18 protein-coding genes are annotated in these 19,939 nt (G+C 55.4%); 10 read left to right on the top strand and 8 right to left on the bottom strand.

Features of this window, described 5'->3' with window-relative positions; translation table 11 throughout:
• Positions 1 to 25 precede the first annotated feature (25 nt).
• The 4 genes from trkA (at position 26) to PYL13_RS11770 (ending at position 4,847) form a co-directional block, all read left to right on the top strand.
• The gene (trkA, locus tag PYL13_RS11785; RefSeq protein ID WP_275641506.1) at positions 26 to 1,402 is read left to right on the top strand and encodes a Trk system potassium transporter TrkA; all 1,377 of its coding nucleotides are present in this window, start codon (positions 26 to 28) and stop codon (positions 1,400 to 1,402) included.
• A 198-nt stretch (positions 1,403 to 1,600) separates the two neighbouring features.
• Entirely contained in the window at positions 1,601 to 1,843 is a 243-nt protein-coding gene (gene hfq / locus PYL13_RS11780; protein WP_027673217.1) for an RNA chaperone Hfq, read from the top strand.
• Positions 1,844 to 2,023: 180 nt separating this feature from the next.
• Complete coding sequence (gene hflX, locus PYL13_RS11775; RefSeq protein WP_275641505.1) at positions 2,024 to 3,355, top strand: GTPase HflX; 1,332 nt, start codon at positions 2,024 to 2,026, stop codon at positions 3,353 to 3,355.
• A gap of 298 nt (positions 3,356 to 3,653) precedes the next feature.
• Positions 3,654 to 4,847: a GGDEF domain-containing protein gene (locus PYL13_RS11770; protein WP_275641504.1), complete on the top strand. Its 1,194-nt coding sequence runs from the start codon at positions 3,654 to 3,656 to the stop codon at positions 4,845 to 4,847.
• A 48-nt stretch (positions 4,848 to 4,895) separates the two neighbouring features.
• Here the strand turns inward: PYL13_RS11770 and mazG are convergent, their stop codons facing one another.
• Both mazG and PYL13_RS11760 read right to left on the bottom strand, forming a co-directional pair.
• Positions 4,896 to 5,729: a nucleoside triphosphate pyrophosphohydrolase gene (gene mazG, locus PYL13_RS11765; protein WP_275641503.1), complete on the bottom strand. Its 834-nt coding sequence runs from the start codon at positions 5,727 to 5,729 to the stop codon at positions 4,896 to 4,898.
• A gap of 31 nt (positions 5,730 to 5,760) precedes the next feature.
• The gene (locus tag PYL13_RS11760) at positions 5,761 to 6,348 is read right to left on the bottom strand and encodes a deaminase (RefSeq protein ID WP_275641502.1); all 588 of its coding nucleotides are present in this window, start codon (positions 6,346 to 6,348) and stop codon (positions 5,761 to 5,763) included.
• A 229-nt stretch (positions 6,349 to 6,577) separates the two neighbouring features.
• Here PYL13_RS11760 and cysG point away from each other — a divergent pair, with 229 nt between their 5' ends.
• From cysG to PYL13_RS11735, 5 genes are all read left to right on the top strand, one after another.
• On the top strand, positions 6,578 to 8,050 hold the full coding sequence (gene cysG, locus PYL13_RS11755; RefSeq protein ID WP_275641501.1) for a siroheme synthase CysG: 1,473 nt from the start codon (positions 6,578 to 6,580) through the stop codon (positions 8,048 to 8,050).
• Positions 8,043 to 8,357: a DUF2849 domain-containing protein gene (locus tag PYL13_RS11750; protein ID WP_250981700.1), complete on the top strand. Its 315-nt coding sequence runs from the start codon at positions 8,043 to 8,045 to the stop codon at positions 8,355 to 8,357. Before cysG ends, PYL13_RS11750 begins: the two co-directional genes overlap by 8 nt.
• An 8-nt stretch (positions 8,358 to 8,365) precedes the next feature.
• Positions 8,366 to 10,036: a nitrite/sulfite reductase gene (locus PYL13_RS11745; RefSeq protein WP_275641500.1), complete on the top strand. Its 1,671-nt coding sequence runs from the start codon at positions 8,366 to 8,368 to the stop codon at positions 10,034 to 10,036.
• 12 nt (positions 10,037 to 10,048) lie between these two features.
• Positions 10,049 to 10,555: a DUF934 domain-containing protein gene (locus PYL13_RS11740; protein ID WP_275641499.1), complete on the top strand. Its 507-nt coding sequence runs from the start codon at positions 10,049 to 10,051 to the stop codon at positions 10,553 to 10,555.
• A 191-nt stretch (positions 10,556 to 10,746) separates the two neighbouring features.
• Positions 10,747 to 11,559 carry a ferredoxin--NADP reductase gene (locus tag PYL13_RS11735; RefSeq protein WP_192488744.1) on the top strand — a complete coding sequence of 271 codons (813 nt, stop codon included), beginning with the start codon at positions 10,747 to 10,749 and terminating at the stop codon, positions 11,557 to 11,559.
• Positions 11,560 to 11,612: 53 nt separating this feature from the next.
• Here PYL13_RS11735 and PYL13_RS11730 read toward each other — a convergent pair whose 3' ends face one another.
• Positions 11,613 to 12,881, bottom strand: a complete 1,269-nt coding sequence (locus PYL13_RS11730; protein WP_275641498.1) for an MFS transporter — start codon at positions 12,879 to 12,881, stop codon at positions 11,613 to 11,615.
• Between the two features lie 141 nt (positions 12,882 to 13,022).
• Here PYL13_RS11730 and PYL13_RS11725 point away from each other — a divergent pair, with 141 nt between their 5' ends.
• Positions 13,023 to 13,526 (top strand): hypothetical protein, encoded by a 504-nt coding sequence (locus PYL13_RS11725; RefSeq protein ID WP_259146033.1) that lies wholly within the window; start codon positions 13,023 to 13,025, stop codon positions 13,524 to 13,526.
• Between the two features lie 80 nt (positions 13,527 to 13,606).
• Here the strand turns inward: PYL13_RS11725 and PYL13_RS11720 are convergent, their stop codons facing one another.
• The 5 genes from PYL13_RS11720 to gcvH all read right to left on the bottom strand — a co-directional run bounded on the left by PYL13_RS11720 (position 13,607) and on the right by gcvH (position 19,923).
• Positions 13,607 to 14,164, bottom strand: coding sequence for a hypothetical protein (locus tag PYL13_RS11720; protein WP_275641497.1), 558 nt, complete (start codon positions 14,162 to 14,164; stop codon positions 13,607 to 13,609).
• Positions 14,165 to 14,202: 38 nt separating this feature from the next.
• On the bottom strand, positions 14,203 to 14,514 hold the full coding sequence (locus PYL13_RS11715) for a flagellar basal body protein (RefSeq protein ID WP_275641496.1): 312 nt from the start codon (positions 14,512 to 14,514) through the stop codon (positions 14,203 to 14,205).
• A gap of 203 nt (positions 14,515 to 14,717) precedes the next feature.
• The gene (locus PYL13_RS11710) at positions 14,718 to 16,532 is read right to left on the bottom strand and encodes a HAMP domain-containing methyl-accepting chemotaxis protein (RefSeq protein WP_275641495.1); all 1,815 of its coding nucleotides are present in this window, start codon (positions 16,530 to 16,532) and stop codon (positions 14,718 to 14,720) included.
• 164 nt (positions 16,533 to 16,696) lie between these two features.
• Positions 16,697 to 19,561 carry an aminomethyl-transferring glycine dehydrogenase gene (gene gcvP / locus PYL13_RS11705; RefSeq protein ID WP_275641494.1) on the bottom strand — a complete coding sequence of 955 codons (2,865 nt, stop codon included), beginning with the start codon at positions 19,559 to 19,561 and terminating at the stop codon, positions 16,697 to 16,699.
• Positions 19,561 to 19,923, bottom strand: coding sequence for a glycine cleavage system protein GcvH (gcvH, locus tag PYL13_RS11700; RefSeq protein ID WP_250981692.1), 363 nt, complete (start codon positions 19,921 to 19,923; stop codon positions 19,561 to 19,563). Before gcvH ends, gcvP begins: the two co-directional genes overlap by 1 nt.
• Positions 19,924 to 19,939: the final 16 nt, after the last annotated feature.

The raw sequence follows: 19,939 nt of genomic DNA, 5'->3' as shown, positions 1-19,939 counted from the left end.
TCGATTCGGCGGGTGAAGAGGTATCATGAAGGTCATCATTTGTGGTGCGGGGCAGGTTGGCTACGGCATTGCCGAGCAGCTGTCGCGGGAAGACAATGAAGTCTCCGTCATTGATACATCCGCCGCGCTGATTACTGCCATTACCGAGACGCTCGACGTGCGTGGTTATGTCGGGCACGGCGCGCATCCTGACATGCTGGCCAAGGCCGGTGCCGATCAGGCCGACATGATCATTGCCGTGACGTTGCACGACGAAATCAACATCGTTGCCTGTGAGGTCGCACATGCACTGTTCAGCGTGCCGACCAAGATTGCCCGTATCCGTGACCAGAGCTATCTGCAGCCGGAATATGCCGACCTGTTCAGCCGCGAAAACATGTCGATCGACGTGACGATTTCGCCGGAGGTTGAGGTCGGTAAAATGGTGCTGCGGCGCATCGCCTTTCCCGGCGCCAATGACGTTGTGCGTTTTGCCGACGACAATATTTCCATGCTGGCAATCGAGTGCATGGAAGACTGCCCTGTCATCAACACGCCTCTGCACCAGCTGAGCAGCCTGTTTCCGGATCTGATTGCCACTGTGACCGGCATCTACCGTAAAGGCCTGCTGATCGTGCCACGCTCCTCCGATCAGTTGCGCACCGGTGACTTGGCCTATGTGATCTGTCAGCGCCAGCATGCGCGCCGCACGCTTGGTCTGTTTGGCCATGATGAGCAGGAGGCGCGGCGCATCATCATCGCCGGTGCCGGTAATATCGGCCATTACGTGGCCAGCAAGATCGAGGAATTGCAGCCCAATACCAGGGTCAAGATCATCGAATTTGATCGTGAGAAGGCAGTCACTGCGTCCGACCTGTTGTCCAAAACCATTGTTCTCAATGGTTCTGTGGTCGATCAGAAGATATTGCTGCAGGCCGATATTCAGGATGCAGACCTGATCGTAACGCTGACCAACAATGACCAAACGAATATTCTTGGTGCGGTCATGGCAAAGCAGCTTGGCTGCAAGTCAAACCTCGTTTTGTTGAACAGCACGTCTTTCCATGATGTGACGAAATCACTTGGCATTGATGCCTTCATCAATCCGCGTGCCGTGACCATTTCGCGTGTGTTGCAGCATGTGCGCAAGGGGCGCATTCGCTCGGTCTATTCGGTGCAGAAGGGCTCTGGCGAGGTCATTGAGGCCGAAGCACTGGAAACGTCACCATTGGTTGGGCAGATGTTGCGTGACCTCGATTTGCCTGACGGTATCCGTATTGGTGCCATCTATCGTGAAGGCAAGGTGCTGCGACCAGACGGCTCGATGAAAATCAAGGCCAGGGACCGGGTTGTGCTATTTGCCGCCGCAGATGCGGTGCGTGATGTGGAACAATTGTTCCGGGTGTCAATACAGTATTTTTAGGCTGGTTTTTCTTTGCGGAATTGGTGCATCATATGTTGCTGGCGAACCATTCCGTACGCTTTCGACATTGCGCAAAATTGCGCGATTTGGTACCAGAGTCGCGGACGAGGGTTATGAGGGGGTGAACCCACTCAACCAGCGGTTATTGATTGATTATTTTCCGGTGTTTTTGCCGGCAAGAAAGAAAGAAGCGGCGCCATGGCGGAACGTTCTCAGAATTTGCAAGATCTCTTCCTTAATACCGTTCGCAAACAAAAGATTTCGCTGACGATTTTCCTTATCAATGGTGTGAAGCTGACGGGTGTTGTCACGTCGTTTGACAATTTCTGCGTTCTTCTTCGTCGTGATGGCCATTCGCAGCTTGTTTACAAGCACGCGATTTCGACCATCATGCCCGGTCAGCCGATGCAGATGTTTGAAACCGAAGAGGGTGCTGCCTAAATATAGGCTGACCTCGCGGTTAGAGCGTTAAAAACATAGCGATCCAAAAGGGCAAGGGAACGTTTAGGCGTATTTCCCGTTTGCCCTTTAGGCGTTTTCTAGACAGGATATAAGACCATTTCGACACGCGACACATCAAGTGAATCCATTATTCCCGAACTGGAAAAGCATCGGGACGATATGCGCGCGGTGGTGCTGGTGCCGGTTCTCAAACCGGGACGTGAGTCAAAAGACCCTTCGATAATCGTGGCTCCAGTACGCTCCAGCGATGCGAAGCTGGAAGAGGCAAAGGGTCTGGCGCTCGCCATTGATCTTGAAGTTGTTGCCGGTCTGGTCGTCTCCGTGAACCAGCCGCGCCCGGCTACACTGTTTGGCACTGGCAAGATCGAAGAAATCAACCACCTGCTGAATGAGCATGATGCCGGCCTGGTCATCGTCGACCATCCTCTGACACCCGTGCAGCAGCGCAATCTTGAAAAACACTGGAATGCCAAGGTCATTGACCGCACCGGTCTCATTCTGGAAATCTTCGGACGTCGTGCATCCACCAAGGAAGGTACGCTACAGGTTGATCTTGCCCATCTGAACTACCAGAAGGGCCGTCTGGTCCGCAGCTGGACCCACTTGGAGCGTCAGCGCGGTGGTGCCGGTTTCATGGGTGGTCCAGGTGAAACCCAGATCGAAGCCGACCGTCGTCTGTTGCAGGATCGTATCGTCAAGCTGGAACGTGAGTTGGAGCAGGTTGTTCGCACACGCCAGCTGCACCGTTCAAAGCGCCGCAAGGTGCCGCATCCGATCGTCGCGCTGGTGGGTTACACCAATGCCGGCAAGTCGACGCTGTTTAACCGCATTACCGGTGCCGGCGTGCTGGCCGAGGACATGCTGTTTGCCACGCTTGACCCGACGCTGCGTCGAATGAAGCTGCCGCATGGCCGCACCGTCATTCTGTCCGATACGGTTGGGTTCATTTCCGACCTGCCAACCCACCTTGTCGCGGCGTTCCGCGCGACGCTGGAAGAGGTGCTGGAAGCCGATCTCATCCTGCATGTGCGGGACATGTCGGACCCCGACAATGCCGCGCAGTCGGCTGACGTGCTGCGTATTCTCGCCGATCTCGGGATCGATGAGAAGGAAATGTCCGAACGCGTTGTCGAGGTGTGGAACAAGGTCGACAGGCTAGAAACCGAGGCCCATGACGCCATCATGCAGCGCGTGCAAGGGCGTGACAACATCAAGGCCGTATCGGCTGTGACGGGTGAGGGCGTTAATGCCCTGATGGACGAGATTTCGGTGCGTCTGTCCGGCGTGTTGACCGAAACGACGGTCATCCTGCCGGTCGACAAGCTACATCTGCTGTCGTGGGTTTATGACAATGCAATTGTCGATGAGCGTGAGGACCGTGAAGATGGTTCCGTCGCGCTTGATGTGCGCATGTCGGAAGCGCAGACCGCGCAGCTGGAACGCAAGCTTGGCAAGATAGCGATAAGCGAGCCTGAGGACTGGGAGCGGTAATCACCGCTTCCAACACACATTCACATGATAAACTTGCAAACAGGCTTAATGAAGTGTCTGCGACCGGTGGCGTGCTCGCTATGGAAGTAGTTTTATCTTAAAACAAACAGTTAGCGCTCAATGTTGATATATCAGAACCGCTGTTGGGGTATATTTTCGCCTCCAGGGTGTGTGGCTGATATTGTCAAATCCCGGTTGTTTTTTCTATTTTTTTACTTTTTTGCGCAACGAGGTTTTATCGGTTGTGGTTTGGGAGGGCCTTTCTGATAATAGGCATACTGTACCGATGAGTTTTTGAATGACTGAACCTCTTGATACGCAAACCGTCCTGCTGCTGCACCAGATGTCGTTTTTTGTCGGTGCGCTGTGTTTCCTTTACGTGCGCTCACGCTCGTCTGGCAATATTGGTCTCGGTCTTCTGTCGATCGGTTTTTTCCTCAGCGCCCTTGCTTCAACCTTTGTGATCTTTGGCCGCAAGACGCCCGAGCAGATCTACTTGTGGTCGGTGGTGGCGTTTATGGCGGGTGCGATTGGTTATGCAGTCTTCGTCGTGGGCGTGTGCCGGGTCAGCAGCCAACGCAAAAGCAACCGGCAGTGGCTGGTCATGCTGGTTCCCATCATAGGTACAGGTTTTCTGGTTGGTGCCGCTTGGTATATGGTCGCCGAATTGCGGGCGAGCCTTTTTAATGCACTGGCCGCGGTGTTGTTGTTGATTGCCGCATTTTGCGTGTACCGCGACCGCATGCTGGAGAAATTGCCAGTGCGGGTGGTGCTGAGCCTTGCGCTTGCCACCTCCGCCATGCTGCGGATCATGGCCATTGTCGGGTATCAGTTTCCAACGGTTGCGATCATTGCGCCGACCAACGCGTTTTTCCTGTCGATTGTCTGCCACTTCGCCATTGCGGTTTTTGTGATGGCGTTGGTCAAGGAACGGGCCGAGGCAGACTTGTTGCGCCTTGCCAACATTGATGCGCTGACCGGCATTTCCAACCGTCGTTCGTTTTTTGAAAGCCTGCCGGAAACGCTGCGGGTGGGTGATGCCATCGTCATGGCCGATATTGATCACTTCAAGAAGATCAACGACACGCATGGCCACTTGGCTGGCGACGAGGTATTGGCGCGGGTGGCGCAGGAACTGTCGGCCATGCTGCGCCCCAATGATGTGATTGCCCGGTTCGGCGGTGAGGAATTTGTCATTTTCCTGCGTGCTTCCGGCAAGGACAATCCGGCCATTCTGGCCGAGAAGATACGCACCTGCGTCAGCGCCATCATTCACACAGCTGAAGACAAGGAAATATCGGCCACTCTCAGCATGGGCGTTGCCGTGTGCGAGGAAAAGGTAAACTTTGCCAAGCTGCTGTTGAAAAAGGCCGATATCGCCCTTTATGCCGCCAAGGGTGCCGGGCGTAATCGCCTGACGGTGTTCCGTTCGCAAGACCTTGAGCCGGTTGAGGCTGGATCGGCTGACGCCGTACGCACAGCAATCTCCTGATATGGCACCTATGGTCCGTGACCGGGCCATAGCAATAGAAACACTCAATCAGTCCAGTTGCCGCTCAATAGCCTTGGCCGCCTGCCACAGCGCTTCCATGCGCTCAAGGCCCGCGTCTTCAAGGCGCTCATTATTTGATTCAAGGCTTTGCTCTATGTGATTGAAACGGCGACGGAACTTTGTGTTCGTTCCTCTCAGTGCCGTCTCAGGATCCGCGCTGACATGGCGTCCGATATTGACCAGTGCAAAAATCAGGTCGCCGAGTTCGTCAGCCACTTTTTCCGGTTTGCCAGATGCCAGCGCCTCGCGCAATTCTTCCACTTCCTCCTCGATCTTGTCGAGGATCGGTTCCGGCTTGGACCAGTCAAAACCGACCCGTGCGGCCTGTTCCTGCAGTTTCAGTGCTTCGGTCAATGCCGGCTGGCTGCGGTGGACATTGCCAAGGAAACCGGCCTTGAAATCCTCGGTGATGCCACGTTTGGCGCGGCGTTCCGCACGCTCGCGTTTTTCGGCAGCCTTGATGGTATCCCATTGCAGTTTTACCGTTTCAGGCGTGTCCGCATCGGACACGGCAAAGACATGCGGGTGCCGGCGGATCATTTTCGAGGTAACGGCATGAACCACGTCACCAAAGGAAAACTCACCCATTTCCTCGGCAATGCGGGAATGGAATACCACCTGTAGTAGAAGGTCACCGAGTTCTTCGCAAAGATCATCCGTGTCCTTGCGTTCTATTGCGTCTGCGACCTCATAGGCTTCTTCGATCGTGTAGGGTTTGATCGTTTCAAAGGTCTGCACGATATCCCACGGGCAACCGGTCTCCGGTTGGCGTAACGCCTCCATGATCTCGATGAGGCGGGAGATGTCCTTCGAGGCTTCCATGCTGCTGCTTTCGGCTATGTCCGTTACGGGGTCAGTTAAGGGGAATGTCGTTGTCTGACTTGGAGGATTGGTAGGTGTCGGAAAGGCTGTTGTAAATCGCCTTGATGCGATCTGTCTGCGCTTTCAGCGTCGTGCGGGCAGGTTCTTCCTCGCTGTCCACAAGGTCGGCAATGAAATAGGAATTCCAGAACGCATTGTTGCGGCGATATCCGCCCGGTTCGAGGCCAAAAACCTCCTTCAGGATTTTCAGGTCATGTGGAATGGCGAAGGCATCGCGTGAATCCTCATGGCTGAAGAAAGAGTAGAAATTATCAAATCCCGCCCAGGTGATGGCCGACATACACATGGTGCAGGGCTCATGGGTAGAGAGGAAAATCAGATCCTTGGTGTTGAGCTTTTCACCCATCTCGTAGAAGCGTTTCAAAGTATGAACCTCACCGTGCCACAGCGGGTTTTCAAGCTCGTTATTGGTCTCGGCAATCACCAGCGACAGGTCGGATTTTCGCAGGATGGCGGCGCCAAAAACCTTGTTTCCGGTCGCGACACCTTTTGTCGTCAGCGGTAATATGTCATGCTCGATAACATCGAGAAGGCGGGATGCAATCGTTGTGGTTTTCACGGTTTCATTCCTCGAAATTTGTATCCGACCATATTCGCGTTTTGCCAAAAATGTGAAGCAAAAACATCGGTTTTTCGATGGATTTAGGGCTTTTTAGGCGGATGTTTTGGTGAGGGTTGGTTAGTTATCCTCAAAAGCCACCAATCGCAGAAAAGAAAAATCCAGCTAATGGGTTAGGCGGAATTTCTGTTTCTTCAAGTATTTGGCCGGATCAGCGATACTTTGAAACATGTATCAGGACAGTGCCTCCCCATATGCCAGCGACCGGCTTTCAACCTTTCCCGCCTTCTTCAAGGTGGAGGGCAAGTGCGTTGCCGTGTTTGGCAATGGCGATGAGGCTTTTGCCAAGGTCCGCCTGCTGTTGAACACCAATGCCGGTATCATCGCCTATGCCGATCAGCCGGAAGCAGACTATGCCGGTTTTCTGCGGGAACATGAAGGCCGTGGTGTGCAGCATGTGGCGCAGGCATTTGTCCCTGATGTGCTTGCTGGCGCATCGCTGGTTTTTGCTGCCACCGGTGACGGTGCGCAGGACCGCGCCATCGTTGATGCTGCTCGCGCCGCCCGCATTCCGGCCAATGCTGTCGACCAGCCTGACTATTGCGATTTCTTCACGCCGGCACTGGTGTCGCGTGCACCGGTTGCCATTGCCATCGGTACGGAGGGTGCAGGCCCGGTTCTGGCGCAGATGATCCGTGCGCGCATTGACCAGATGCTGTCGCCATCGCTTGGTGCCTTGGCGCGTCTGGCCGTCGAATATCGTGATGCGGCTGAAAAGCTGGTGCCGAAGGGTGCCTTGCGTCGCAGCTTCTGGCGCCAGTTCTTTTCCGGTGCTGTTGCCGACGCGGTTGCTGTCAATGATGGCGCTTCGGCACGCTCCGAGGCCAACAGGCTGCTGAACACGGCTGGCAACACCAAGGGGTATGTCTGGCTGGTGGGTGCCGGTCCAGGTGCGGAAGACCTGTTGACGCTGCGGGCGCAGCGCGTGTTGATGGAAGCCGATGTGATCGTTTATGACGCGCTTGTTCCGCAGGCTGTTGTCGATATGGGCCGGCGTGATGCCGAGCGTTTGTCGGTTGGCAAGCGCAAGGGCTGCCACAGCAAGTCGCAGGACGAGATCAACAAGCTGCTGGTGCAGTTGGGACTGGAAGGCAAACGTGTCGTGCGCCTGAAATCCGGCGATCCCCTGGTTTACGGTCGTGCGGCCGAGGAAATGGCGGCCCTGCGTGAGGCCGGTATTTCCTACCAGATCGTTCCGGGTATCACCTCTGCCTTTGCTGCCGCGGCCGATTTCGAACTACCGTTGACCCTGCGTGGCGTTGCCTCCTCGCTAATCTTCACCACCGGCCATGATCTGACCGGCGATGTTCTGCCCGACTGGGCAAGCCTTGCTGTGTCAGGTGCGACGGTTGCCGTTTACATGGGGCGTACAGTTGCCGCCTCTGTGGCAACCCGTCTGATGAATGCGGGGCTGGCTGCGGAAACCACTGTGGCGGTTATTGAAAATGCAAGCCGAAGCGATAAACGCCTGTTGCACGGCACGTTGAACGATTTGCCCGACCTCGAATTCCGGGATGAACTGACAGGTCCTGTCATGGTTATCATCGGGGAAGCGGTTGCTGGCGCGAATTTTGAGAGATCCGAGGCTCTGGCCCTGTCTGGCCGGGTCGCGGATCGCAAGAAGGAGTATGAAAATGGCTGACAAGGTTCTGACTGCGAACCGGCTGGGCGATGGCATTGCCGTGTGGCTTGATGCCAATGGCACATGGACGGAAGACCTGCAGGCGGCCTTTGTTGCCCGCCACGCCGAAGCGGTTGCTTCGCTGGAAGAGGTTGGCAAACGCGACTTTTCCGCAAACCGTGTGGTCGATGTCAATCTGGTTGATGTCGCCGAACAGGATGGCCGTCTTTGGCCGACGCGTTTGAGAGAGCGCATTCGTGCCGCTGGCCCGACCATTCATTACGCAGCGGGCTTCAAGCCTGCCGATTCCGCCTTTATTGCAGTCTGAGGAATAACATGTACCGCTACGACGAATTCGATCACGCTTTCGTAAAGAGCCGTGTGGACCAGTTTCGTGATCAGGTAGAGCGCCGCCTTTCTGGCGAACTGGCTGAAGATGCGTTCAAGCCCCTCCGACTGATGAATGGTGTTTACCTTCAGCTGCATGCCTACATGCTGCGTGTTGCCATTCCCTATGGCACATTGAACGCGCGGCAGATGCGCATGCTGGCGCATATCGCCCGCAAATATGACCGTGGTTACGGCCATTTCACCACCCGCCAGAACATCCAGTATAACTGGCCAAAACTGTCGGATACGCCTGATATTCTGCACGAGCTTGCCAGCGTGGAAATGCACGCGCTGCAAACATCGGGCAACTGCATTCGCAACGTAACTGCCGACCATTTTGCCGGCGCTGCTGCCGATGAAGTGGCAGACCCACGCCCATACGCGGAAATCCTGCGCCAGTGGTCGTCCGTGCACCCGGAGTTTTCCTACCTGCCGCGCAAGTTCAAGATTGCCGTGACCGGTGCCGAGCGCGACCGCGCCGCCATTCAGGTTCATGACATTGGTCTGCACCTGAAGAAAAACGAAAAAGGCGAGATCGGTTTTGCCGTATACGTCGGTGGCGGGCAGGGCAGAACGCCGATGATTGCCAAGAAACTGCGCGACTTCCTGCCGGAAGAGGACCTGTTGTCCTACATCACGGCCATCATGCGCGTGTATAACCTGCACGGCCGCCGCGACAACAAATACAAGGCACGTATCAAAATCCTGGTCCATGAAACCGGCACGGAAGAGCTGGCCCGTCAGGTGGACGAAGAATTTGCGCACCTGCGCAATGGCGAGCTGAAGCTGCCGGAAGCCGATGTTCAGGCTATTACCGCCTATTTTGCTGCCCCTGACCTGCAGGCGCGTGCAGAGGGATGGGAAAGCCTTGCCCGTTGGAAAAAGGCTGATCCGGCCTTTGCCCGCTGGGTGGACCAGAACGTGCAGCCGCACCAGCACCCTGACTACGGCATGGTGACGATTTCCTTGAAGCCGATTGGCGGCATTCCGGGTGACGCGACCGATGCACAAATGGATATCGTGGCAGACATTGCCGAGGAATATGCGCTGGATGAGATCCGCATCAGCCATGAGCAGAATATCATTTTGCCGCATGTGGCGCTGGCCGATCTGGAGCCGGTTTACCGGGCTCTCGCCGAAGCGGGCCTGGCAACCGCCAATGCCGGTTTGATCACCGATATCATTGCCTGTCCCGGGCTGGATTATTGCGCGCTTGCCAATGCGCGTTCCATTCCCGTGTCGCAGGAAATCTCCACCCGTTTTGGTTCGCCAGAGCGTCAGGCGGAAATTGGTGAGCTGAAGATCAAGATTTCCGGCTGCATCAATGCCTGCGGCCACCACCATGTTGGCCATATCGGCCTGCTGGGCGTGGAAAAGAAGGGTGCGGAGCTTTACCAGATCACGCTGGGTGGTTCTGGTGATGAAAACACCTCGATCGGTGAAATCATCGGCCGTGGTTTCGAGCCTGAAAAGGTAACCGACGCCATCGAGACGATTGTTGATACCTATATTGGCCTGCGCCTGTCGAAAGAGGAGACTTTCCTTGAAGCCTACCGTCGTGTCGGGCAGCAACCTTTCAAGGATGCGCTTTATGGCACTGCGGCAGAAGCGGCATAAGGAAGGCTGGACATGACAAAAATCTGGAACGAAAGCGGCTTTGTTGAGAACGACCCCTGGGTTATCGAAACCGAGGACGTAAAGGCCACTGACAATCAACAGTCGATCCTTGATCTTGATAGCTTCCTTGTGAAGGTAGAGGAAAGCAATGACGTGAACCTTGGCGTGCTGATCAAGCCTGCCGATGATGTGTTGCGTTTGGCACCTTATCTAGACCGTATCGCGCTGGTCGCCATTTCATTTCCGGCCTATAATGACGGTCGCGGCTTTAGCCATGCCTCATTGCTGCGCTCGCGCCTGGGCTTTGCTGGCGAGGTGAGGGCGGTGGGCGATGTGCTGCTTGACCAGATTCCGCATATGTTGCGCACCGGTTTTTCCAGCCTTTCGGTGACCAATGAAACGGCGATCCGCAGACTGTCTGAACATCGTATTCCAGGCATTGATGTTCACTATCAGCCAGCGGTCAGGCAAGCCGTGACCACTGATTCATACAGCTGGCGTCGGCGTGCGGCAGTATGACATCTCGTATTTTGCAAGCCGAAGCTTAATTTTGGTGGGTGGTTTGCAACTGATCTCATGAAAACATGAGGTTTTGGTGCATATTTTTCAAACGTAGACCAGCTATGACATTCCATGCCTTTAAAAGCGGCATGGAATGGTATAATTGCCCTGCAATATCCATCGTAGACCTGAAATGGACGGACCAACGCATGAATGCTCCAGCCAAGAATGAAGAATTCGCAGCCAAGATTCCGGACGGCGTTTACGCCGAGACGGTGATTTCGGTTGAGCATTATACCGACCGTCTGTTCCGTTTCCGCATGACACGCCCGGCCGGTTTCCGTTTCCGCTCTGGCGAGTTCGCCATGATCGGCCTGATGGTCGGTGAAAAGCCTGTTTACCGTGCCTATTCGATTGCTAGCCCGGCCTGGGATGAAGAACTTGAGTTCTTCTCGATCAAGGTGCCAGATGGTCCTTTGACCTCGCACCTGCAGGCCATCAAGCCAGGCGACACGGTGCTGATGCGCAAGAAGCCGACAGGCACGCTGGTGCTGGACGCGCTGACACCCGGCAAACGTCTTTACATGTTCTCGACCGGTACCGGCATTGCGCCTTTCGCAAGCCTTATCCGTGACCCTGAAACCTACGAAAAGTTCGAGGAAGTCATTCTCACGCATACATGCCGTGACGTGGCTGAGCTGAAATATGGTTTTGATCTGGTCGAGGAAATCAAGAACCACGAGTTCCTGAGCGAACTGGTTGGCGACAAGTTGAAACATTACGCAACGGTGACCCGTGAAGATTATCCCTTCACCGGCCGCATCACCGACCTGATCGAAAACGGCAAGATGTTTGCCGATCTCGGCGTTCCGGCGTTCGATCCTGAAATCGATCGCGGCATGATCTGCGGTTCGTCCGCAATGCTGAAAGACACCAAGGAACTGCTGGAAAAGGCTGGCCTCAATGAAGGCGCCAACAACAAGCCAGCAGAATTCGTGATCGAACGCGCTTTCGTCGGTTGATCGACAGGACCTTGTGAATTGAAAAAGGAGACCTCGCGGTCTCCTTTTTGCATTCAGGCCGTTTCCGTATTCTTTGGCGGCACGATGTCGTGTCGGAACAGCAAGAATAAGGCGATGGCAATCGCCGCGATGCCACCGCCAACAAGATGCGAAAGCGCATAACCACCCTTGGTGGTCAACCAGCCTGCAACGCCGTTGCTCAAGGAGGCGCCGATGCCTTGCAACGTCATGACGCTGGCAAGGCCGACATTAAAGCGGCCTGTGCCTTTCAAAATACGTTCCACCGCAACCGGCGTGGCAATGCCCAGCAGGCCAGCACCAATGCCATCAAGCAATTGCACGGGGTAAATCACCCAGAACTGTTCGAAGGACGCGGCAAGCAGGCCGCGAATGGGCAAAGCGATCAGCGCAATCAGAAACACGGTCGACAGACCAAACCGGCGAATGAGCCACGGTGCTGCGGCTGCCACGAAGATCATGGCAAATTGCGCGACACCGGTAATGATGGCGGTGGTACGAAACGGCGAGTTGAGCTCAATGGCAAAATCCTGCGCGATCAAGCGGCCCATCGGTGCGTTGCCGAAGTGAAAGATCAGCAGGATGATTGCCAGAAAAATCAGGCCTTTTTCATTCAGCAGTATCTTTATTCCGGATGGTCCGGGCTCACCCTTGTCCTCAGCCAGGCCGCGGGCAACCTTGTGATCAATGCGTTTCGGGTCAATGGCGGCAATGGCAGCAAGAGCGCCGACAGCGGTGACGATCATCAACCCGATGACACCCGAAATGCCGAAGGCAGACACGGCCATATAGGTCGCAAATAACGAAACGAAATTGCCGCCATGGTTCCAGAACTCGTTGCGGGAAATCTGGCGTGGAAACAGTTTCTCGCCAACAAGACCAAGCGTCAGGCCAGCAAGGGCAGGTCCTATGACTGCGCCAACAACCGCCGTCATGATTTGACCGGTCCAGACAACTGCCTCGTTGGTAAAGATCAGCGTTATCAATGCACCAACGGTGACGATGATGACCGGCACGGCAATCAGCAGTCGTTTCCAGGTTGAACTATCGACCAGTGCCCCACACAGGGGCGTTGCTGCAAGACCGATCAGCCCGCCGACCGTTGCAATCAGGCCAAGCTGCATGGCCGACCAGCCATTGGTGGCGAGAAACGCATCCAGAAATGGCCCCAGCCCATCCCGCGCATCGGCCAGGAAAAAATTCAGCACAGCCAGTGCCAGTAGTGAACGGTCAGAGATGCCGGAATGCGGGGTTTTGCCTAGTGATTGGGCGTCTGAGTGGATGGGTGTTGTTAGCGTTGTCATCGACGGCTCTTTCTGATGCGAGGCGAAGCTGGCGTGAAACGCACGATTTTGAAATTGGTTGCTGTTACGGTTAACGCTTCTGTGTGAAGGAACTATCGGCACTGCTGGACGTTGGCTGTTCATGTGAAAAGGAACAGCGTCATGAGCTATAAGTTAGCATCGATCATTATGCTTGCCGCAGTTGTTGCTGCACCGCCCGCAATGGCGAATGAAAGCCAGTTTCTCGCCAGTCTTGGCGGCAGCTGGAAGGGCACCGGCACCGTGCGCATGCGAACCAATGCATCGCCGGTGAAGGTTACTTGCACATTCCAGTCAAATCCGGCGGGCCAATCGCTGCGCATGGAAGGCACGTGCCGTGGACTGGTGGTGGTCAAACGCGAGATATCTGCCGACTTGGCGGCCAGTGGCAACAGCTATAAAGGCAATTATGTTGGCCCGTCCGGCCGCCCGTCAGCGCTCAGCGGAAAACGTCAGGGTGATGCTATCAATCTGACCGTGCGCTGGAACCGTGAAATCAATGGCGACCGGGTGGCCAATATGACCATCAGCAAGGTGGGCAACAATGGCCTGCGCCTTCGTACCACTGACAAAGACGGTGCAAACGGAAAGAACGTTGTGACGAGCGATATTCAGCTGACGCGCTGATAAACTTAGGCATCGCCTCTGTAATTAGCAAAACAGTTTAAGCGGTCAGGCGGGAGGCACAGTCAACGGTTGCTGCCGTTTCAAGGGCAGCGTCCGTACATCGACACCGTTCCTTCGAGTGATGCTTCAATCACCGTGCTGGCGCTGGTCATCAAGACAATCCGCTCTAGGTTTAAGAACCGTAGGGAGCGTTGGGTTGCATTCTTATCGAAATCCGGAAAATCCTTCCTGAGTTTCTCGATGTCTTTCATTGCTTGCTGATAGTCGCGACGAACACTGTACGTCGTTCCCGCTTTGAGGATGTAGATGTCCGCGGTTTCGGCAGTGTGGTATTTTTTCGAGAATGAATATTCGTCTATCCGGGCGAACTCAAAATAATTCGCTTCGCATTTCTTATCTATATTGTCCTTGTTAACTTCGATGTCGGATATCTGAATCCATTTCCCAGGCAGTCTGGTGGACAGGTTTTTCTGCATTACTTCGTAATATACATCTGGATTTACAGGGCCCAGATCGTATCCATATACCCTGGATTTCGCGTCTTTCAGATCGTCTATAAGGGCATCGGCAGAGGCTTGATTATGGGCAGCTAAGAGTGTGGATGTAATGATAACGGCTTTCGCCAGAATGCTTTTCATAAGTAATTTCTTCTTACTCATATCTCTAATTGCAAAGTTCAGTAGCGCTTGATGGTCAGCAGCATGTCCCACATGTCGGCACCGGTTTCAAAGACGAGCGCATTGGCCTTGAAGCCGATTTCGGCATTGATGCTATCCAGCATTTCGCTGGCGAGGTCGACGCCGACGTTATCGCTGGATGGGCTGATAAAAGCGGAAACGCCACCAGAGGCGTTGCTTGAAAAGCTGGTTTCAAGGCGGGCGTAACCTGGCGTGCTGACATTGGCGATATTGTTGGCGGTTGCCGCAAGGCTTCGGCTATGGGCATGCATGCCTGATAAAGCGTTGCTGGTGATTGCTGAAATGCTCATGCGTTGCCCTGCCTGTTCTGGCCCCATTTACCTGTCGTGCACATTAAGCGGCACGGCTTATGGAAAGGTGAAGCGACGCGGTAAGCGAAATCTTCTCAGAGTTATCGTCACTGTCGCAAAACAGGACATGTCCTTGCTGTGCACTTAAAAGAAAAGCGCCGCTGGTAAGTGCGGCGCTTTCTGTTTGGGCAGGAAGTTCTGTCTTACGCTGCGTAACGGCTTTGCGCGTAACCTTGCGTCTGCTGCTGGCCGAGCTTGAACTGGCTCATCAGCTGTTTCATGCGCGACGCTTCAGAGGCAAGTGTAGCACTGGCTGCATTGGTCTCTTCGACCATCGCTGCGTTCTGCTGGGTAACCTGATCCATCTGGTTGACGGCAACATTAACCTCGGACATGCCGGTGGATTGTTCACGCGAAGATGTTGCGATGGATTCAACGTGGTGGTTGATCTCGTCAATCATCTCTTCGATGGATTTCAGTGCCGTGCCTGTTTCGGAAACGAGCTTCACGCCGTTTTCAACTTCGTTGCCGGAATTTCGGATCAGTTCCTTGATTTCCTTGGCGGCCTGCGCGGAACGTTGTGCCAGTTCGCGCACTTCCTGCGCGACAACTGCAAAGCCCTTGCCAGCCTCGCCAGCGCGGGCAGCTTCCACACCTGCATTCAGAGCCAGAAGGTTGGTCTGGAAGGCGATTTCATCGATCACGCCAATGATGCTGGAAATCTGCGTCGAGGACTGGACGATTTTTTGCATGGCGGCCACAGCATTGGCGACGACTTCGCCAGATTTCTTGGCGTTTTCATTGGCCTGTCCGGTCAACTTGCGGGCGTCATTGGTGCGCTGCGCGGAATTCGACACATTGGCGGTGATCTGGTCGAGCGCTGCTGCGGTTTCTTCCAGAGATGCCGCCTGTTGTTCGGTACGGCGTGACAGGTCGGTTGAGCTCTGGCTGATTTCGAATGTGCCACTCTCGATGCTGAATGCGGCCTGGGTGATTTCGATCATCGTGGTGTTCAACTGACCGACCGCGCTGTTGAGGTTGTGGCGCAGGGCTTCGAAATCTGCCGAGAAGGGCTCGTTGATCTGGAAGGCGAGATCACCGGCGGCCAGACGCTGCAGCCCTGTGGCGAGACCCGATGTTGCGGCCTCAAGGCGCGCCTGTGCGGCGGCTTCTGCCTCTGCGGTCAGGCTAGCACGTTCCTGTTCAGCGCGTGCACGGGCACCTGCGGCATCTGCTTCCAGTTGACGATTGGTGATGGCAGATTGTTGGAACACGGCAACGGCAGCGATCATCTTGCCGATTTCATCTTTACGGTCTTCGCCAAACAGCTTTACCTCAAGGTCGCCGGAGGCGATGCGGCGCATCAGGTTTTCAAGCCTCGAAAGCGGTTTGGAGACACCACTGATAACGACAACGACGGAAAAGCCGACGATGACAAGTGCGATGAGGCTGAGAGCGCTCATCCAGAAGAATATTGAATTCTTTTCCTTGAGCGTTGCCTGATAATCGGATTTTGCAGTTTCAATTTGCAAATTGATCAGATCGTTGATCGGGCCAGAAAGTGGGTCAATCGTGGGATAGAGCTTGGTGCGGCTGAACATGACCAAAGACTGCATGTCGCGCTTTGCAATGATTTGCGCCAGTTCGGTCAAGACAGGACCGGATTCGGCAAGATGCGCCTTGAATGTCGTCGCAAGATTTTTTTCCTCCGGCGTCATGTAGCTGCTCTCGTAAGCACTCCAAGCTTTGTCAATGTTTGACTGAGCGCTTGCCAGACTGCTGCTGCCGTCCCCCCAGCTCATTTCACCACCAGCGATTTTGTGCGTGGTGTCGACAATATTGACGGCATACATGTCCGCAACCATCTTGAGCTGGGCCATTGGCTGAATTCTGTCTTCCAGCAATGAATAAGTGCGCTCGGAAATGGTTGAAATACTGAAAAACGAAACGGCAACGATGGTGACAATAGCTGCCGACAGCATCGATATGCTCGAGACAAGCTTGAGGCGGATTGACATGTGCTTGGTATCCACAGGGAGGAGAGTAGGAAGGGGTATGCTGTGGATATAATTAGCTATATTTGTTTTATCGTTTGTTAATAAAACTAATTTTTGGGCGAGTTCTACTTCCCGAGCTACTTCTGCAGCCAAAGAAAAGGCCCGCCAGAGGCGGGCCATTCCATTTATTCTGCGGCTTCCTGATACTCGCTCATCGGCGGGCAGGTGCAGATGAGGTTACGGTCCCCATAAACGTTGTCGATGCGGTTGACCGGCGACCAGTATTTGTCGATGCGGAAGGCACCGGGTGGGAAGCAACCCTTTTCGCGGGAATAAGGACGATCCCATTCGCCAACCAGATCTTCCACCGTGTGCGGCGCATTCTTCAACGGGTTGTTGAGCTTGTCGCTGCGTCCTTCCTCGATGTCGCGGGCTTCCTCACGGATGGCCAACATGGCATCGCAGAAGCGGTCGAGTTCTGCCTTGGTTTCCGATTCTGTCGGCTCGATCATCAGCGTGCCGGCAACCGGCCAGCTCATGGTCGGCGCGTGGAAACCGCAGTCGATCAGACGTTTTGCCACGTCATCCACGGTCACGCCGCAGCTGTCGACCAGCGGGCGGGTGTCGATGATGCACTCATGCGCTACACGGCCGGTTTCGGACTTGTAGAGCACGTCGTAGGCGCCCTTGAGGCGGGCCGCGATGTAGTTGGCGTTGAGGATGGCAACCTTGGTTGCCTGCGTCAGGCCTTCACCGCCCATCATCAGGCAGTAGCTCCACGAGATCGGCAGGATCGATGGCGAACCGAACGGAGCAGCAGAGACCGCGCCTTCACGGCCATCGCTTGCCACGTGACCGGGCAGGAACGGTGCAAGATGTGCCTTGACGCCGATCGGACCCATGCCAGGACCACCACCACCATGCGGAATGCAGAAGGTCTTGTGCAGGTTAAGGTGCGATACGTCGGAGCCGATGTCACCCGGGCGGGCAAGGCCGACCATGGCGTTCATGTTGGCACCGTCCAGATAGACCTGACCGCCATGCTTGTGGGTGATATCGCAAATTTCGCGAACCGTTTCCTCAAACACGCCGTGGGTGGACGGGTAGGTGATCATGCAGCAGGAGAGGTTTGCCGCATATTGTTCTGCCTTTTCACGGAAATCATCGATATCGATGTCGCCGTTTTCGCGAACCTTGATCGGTACAACCTTCATGCCAACCATCTGGGCCGACGCCGGGTTGGTGCCGTGCGCGGAGGTTGGGATAAGGCATACGTCGCGGTGCGTATCACCATTGGCAAGGTGATAGTTGCGAATGGTCAGAAGGCCAGCATATTCGCCCTGCGCGCCGGAATTCGGCTGCATGGAGAAAGCGTCATAACCGGTGACCGAGCACAGCTTTTCGGAGAGATCATCAATCATTTCCTTGTAGCCCAGGGCCTGGTTGGCAGGGACAAAAGGATGAATGTCGGAGAATTCCGGCCAGGTGATCGGCAGCATTTCGGCTGTGGCGTTCAGCTTCATGGTGCAGGAGCCAAGCGGGATCATCGAGCGGTCCAGCGCCAGATCGCGGTCCGAAAGACGGCGGATGTAACGGGTCATCTCGCTTTCGGCGCGGTTCATGTGGAAGATCGGATGCGTCATGTACTGGCTGGAGCGCAGCAGATCCTTTGGCAGGCGGTAATCAGCCTCGAAATCGGCAATAACGAAGTTGCCACCAAATGCGCGCCAGACGGCTTCCAGCGTTGCCGGGCGGGTGCGCTCGTCAAGGCTCATGCCGATCTTGGTGGCACCGACCTTGCGCAGGTTCACACCCTCGGCAACGGCTGAGCGCATGATGACGCCCTGCATGTGGCCAACATCAACGGTGATGGTGTCGAAGAAGGTTTCCGGCTCGATGGTATAACCAAGCTTTTCCAGACCCTTGGCCATCAGCACGGCCTTCTTGTGGGTCTGCTGGGCAATGGCCTTGATGCCCTGTGGGCCGTGGAACACGCCATACATCGATGCCATGACGGCCAGAAGCACCTGCGCGGTGCAGATGTTGGACGTCGCCTTTTCACGGCGGATGTGCTGTTCGCGGGTCTGCAGCGACAGGCGGTAGGCGCGGTTGCCGCGTGCATCGACCGATACACCGACCAGACGGCCCGGCATGGAGCGCTTGATAGCGTCCTTGACCGACATGAAGGCGGCGTGCGGGCCGCCGTAACCGACAGGTACGCCGAAACGCTGCGAGGAACCGATGGCGATATCGGCGCCCATTTCACCCGGAGATTTCAGCAGCGTCAACGCCAGCAAGTCGGTGGCAACTGCCGCAATCGCGCCGGTCTGGTGCAGACGGGCAATCAGGCCGGAGAAGTCAGTGACGTGACCATGGGTGCCGGGATACTGGAAGATTGCGCCAAACACGTCGACCGGGTCCAGATCGGAGAACGGGTTGCCGACAATGACTTTCCAGCCGAGTGGAGCCGCACGGGTTTCGATCAGCGCAATGGTCTGCGGATGGCAGTTTGCGTCAACGAAGAATGATGTCGCCTTGGACTTTGCAACGCGCTGGCACATGGCCATGGCTTCTGCCGCTGCCGTTGCTTCATCGAGAAGCGAAGCGTTGGCAACATCAAGTCCGGTCAGGTCGCAGATCATCGTTTGGAAGTTCAGGAGCGCTTCAAGGCGACCCTGCGAGATTTCCGGCTGGTAGGGCGTATAGGCCGTGTACCAGGCCGGGTTTTCCAGAATGTTGCGCTGGATGACGGGCGGCGTGATGGTGCCGTAATAGCCCTGACCGATCAACGAGGTCAGAACCTGGTTCTTGTTGGCGGTTTCGCGCAGGCGGTCCAGCGCTTCACGCTCGGACAGTGCCGCACCCCAGGTAAGCGGGGTTTTCTGGCGAATGGAGGAGGGCACGGTGGCATCGATCAGCGCATCAAGGCTGCGATAACCGATAACTTTGAGCATTTCCTCCATTTCAGCTGGCGACGGGCCGATATGACGACGGTTTGCGAAGTCATAGGGCTGGTAGTCGGTGAACTGGAAATCAGCGGGCGTTGTCATTACGCAATCAGCTCCTTGTAGGCTGCTTCGTCGAGCAGCGCATCAGCATCTGACGGGTTGGCGAGTTTCAGCTTGAAGAACCAGCCGGCACCCTGCGGGTCGGAGTTAACGAGTGAAGGATCGTCAACGATTGCCTGGTTGATCTCGGTGATTTCGCCATCAAGTGGACAATAAACGTCGGATGCAGCCTTCACGGATTCAACGGTTGACGCTTCGCCATTCTTTGCGAATGTCGCGCCAACTTCCGGCAGTTCGACAAACACGAGGTCACCCAGCTGCTCGGCAGCGTGGCTGGTGATGCCAACAGTGGCAACGCCGTCTTCAAGTTTCAGCCATTCGTGTTCAGCGGTAAATTTCAACATGGTTCTCTCCGGGAGG

Origin of the sequence: Agrobacterium sp. Azo12 (assembly GCF_029193765.2) — a bacterium.
Lineage (GTDB): Bacteria > Pseudomonadota > Alphaproteobacteria > Rhizobiales > Rhizobiaceae > Agrobacterium.
This window is presented reverse-complemented; position numbering and strand designations above follow the sequence as displayed.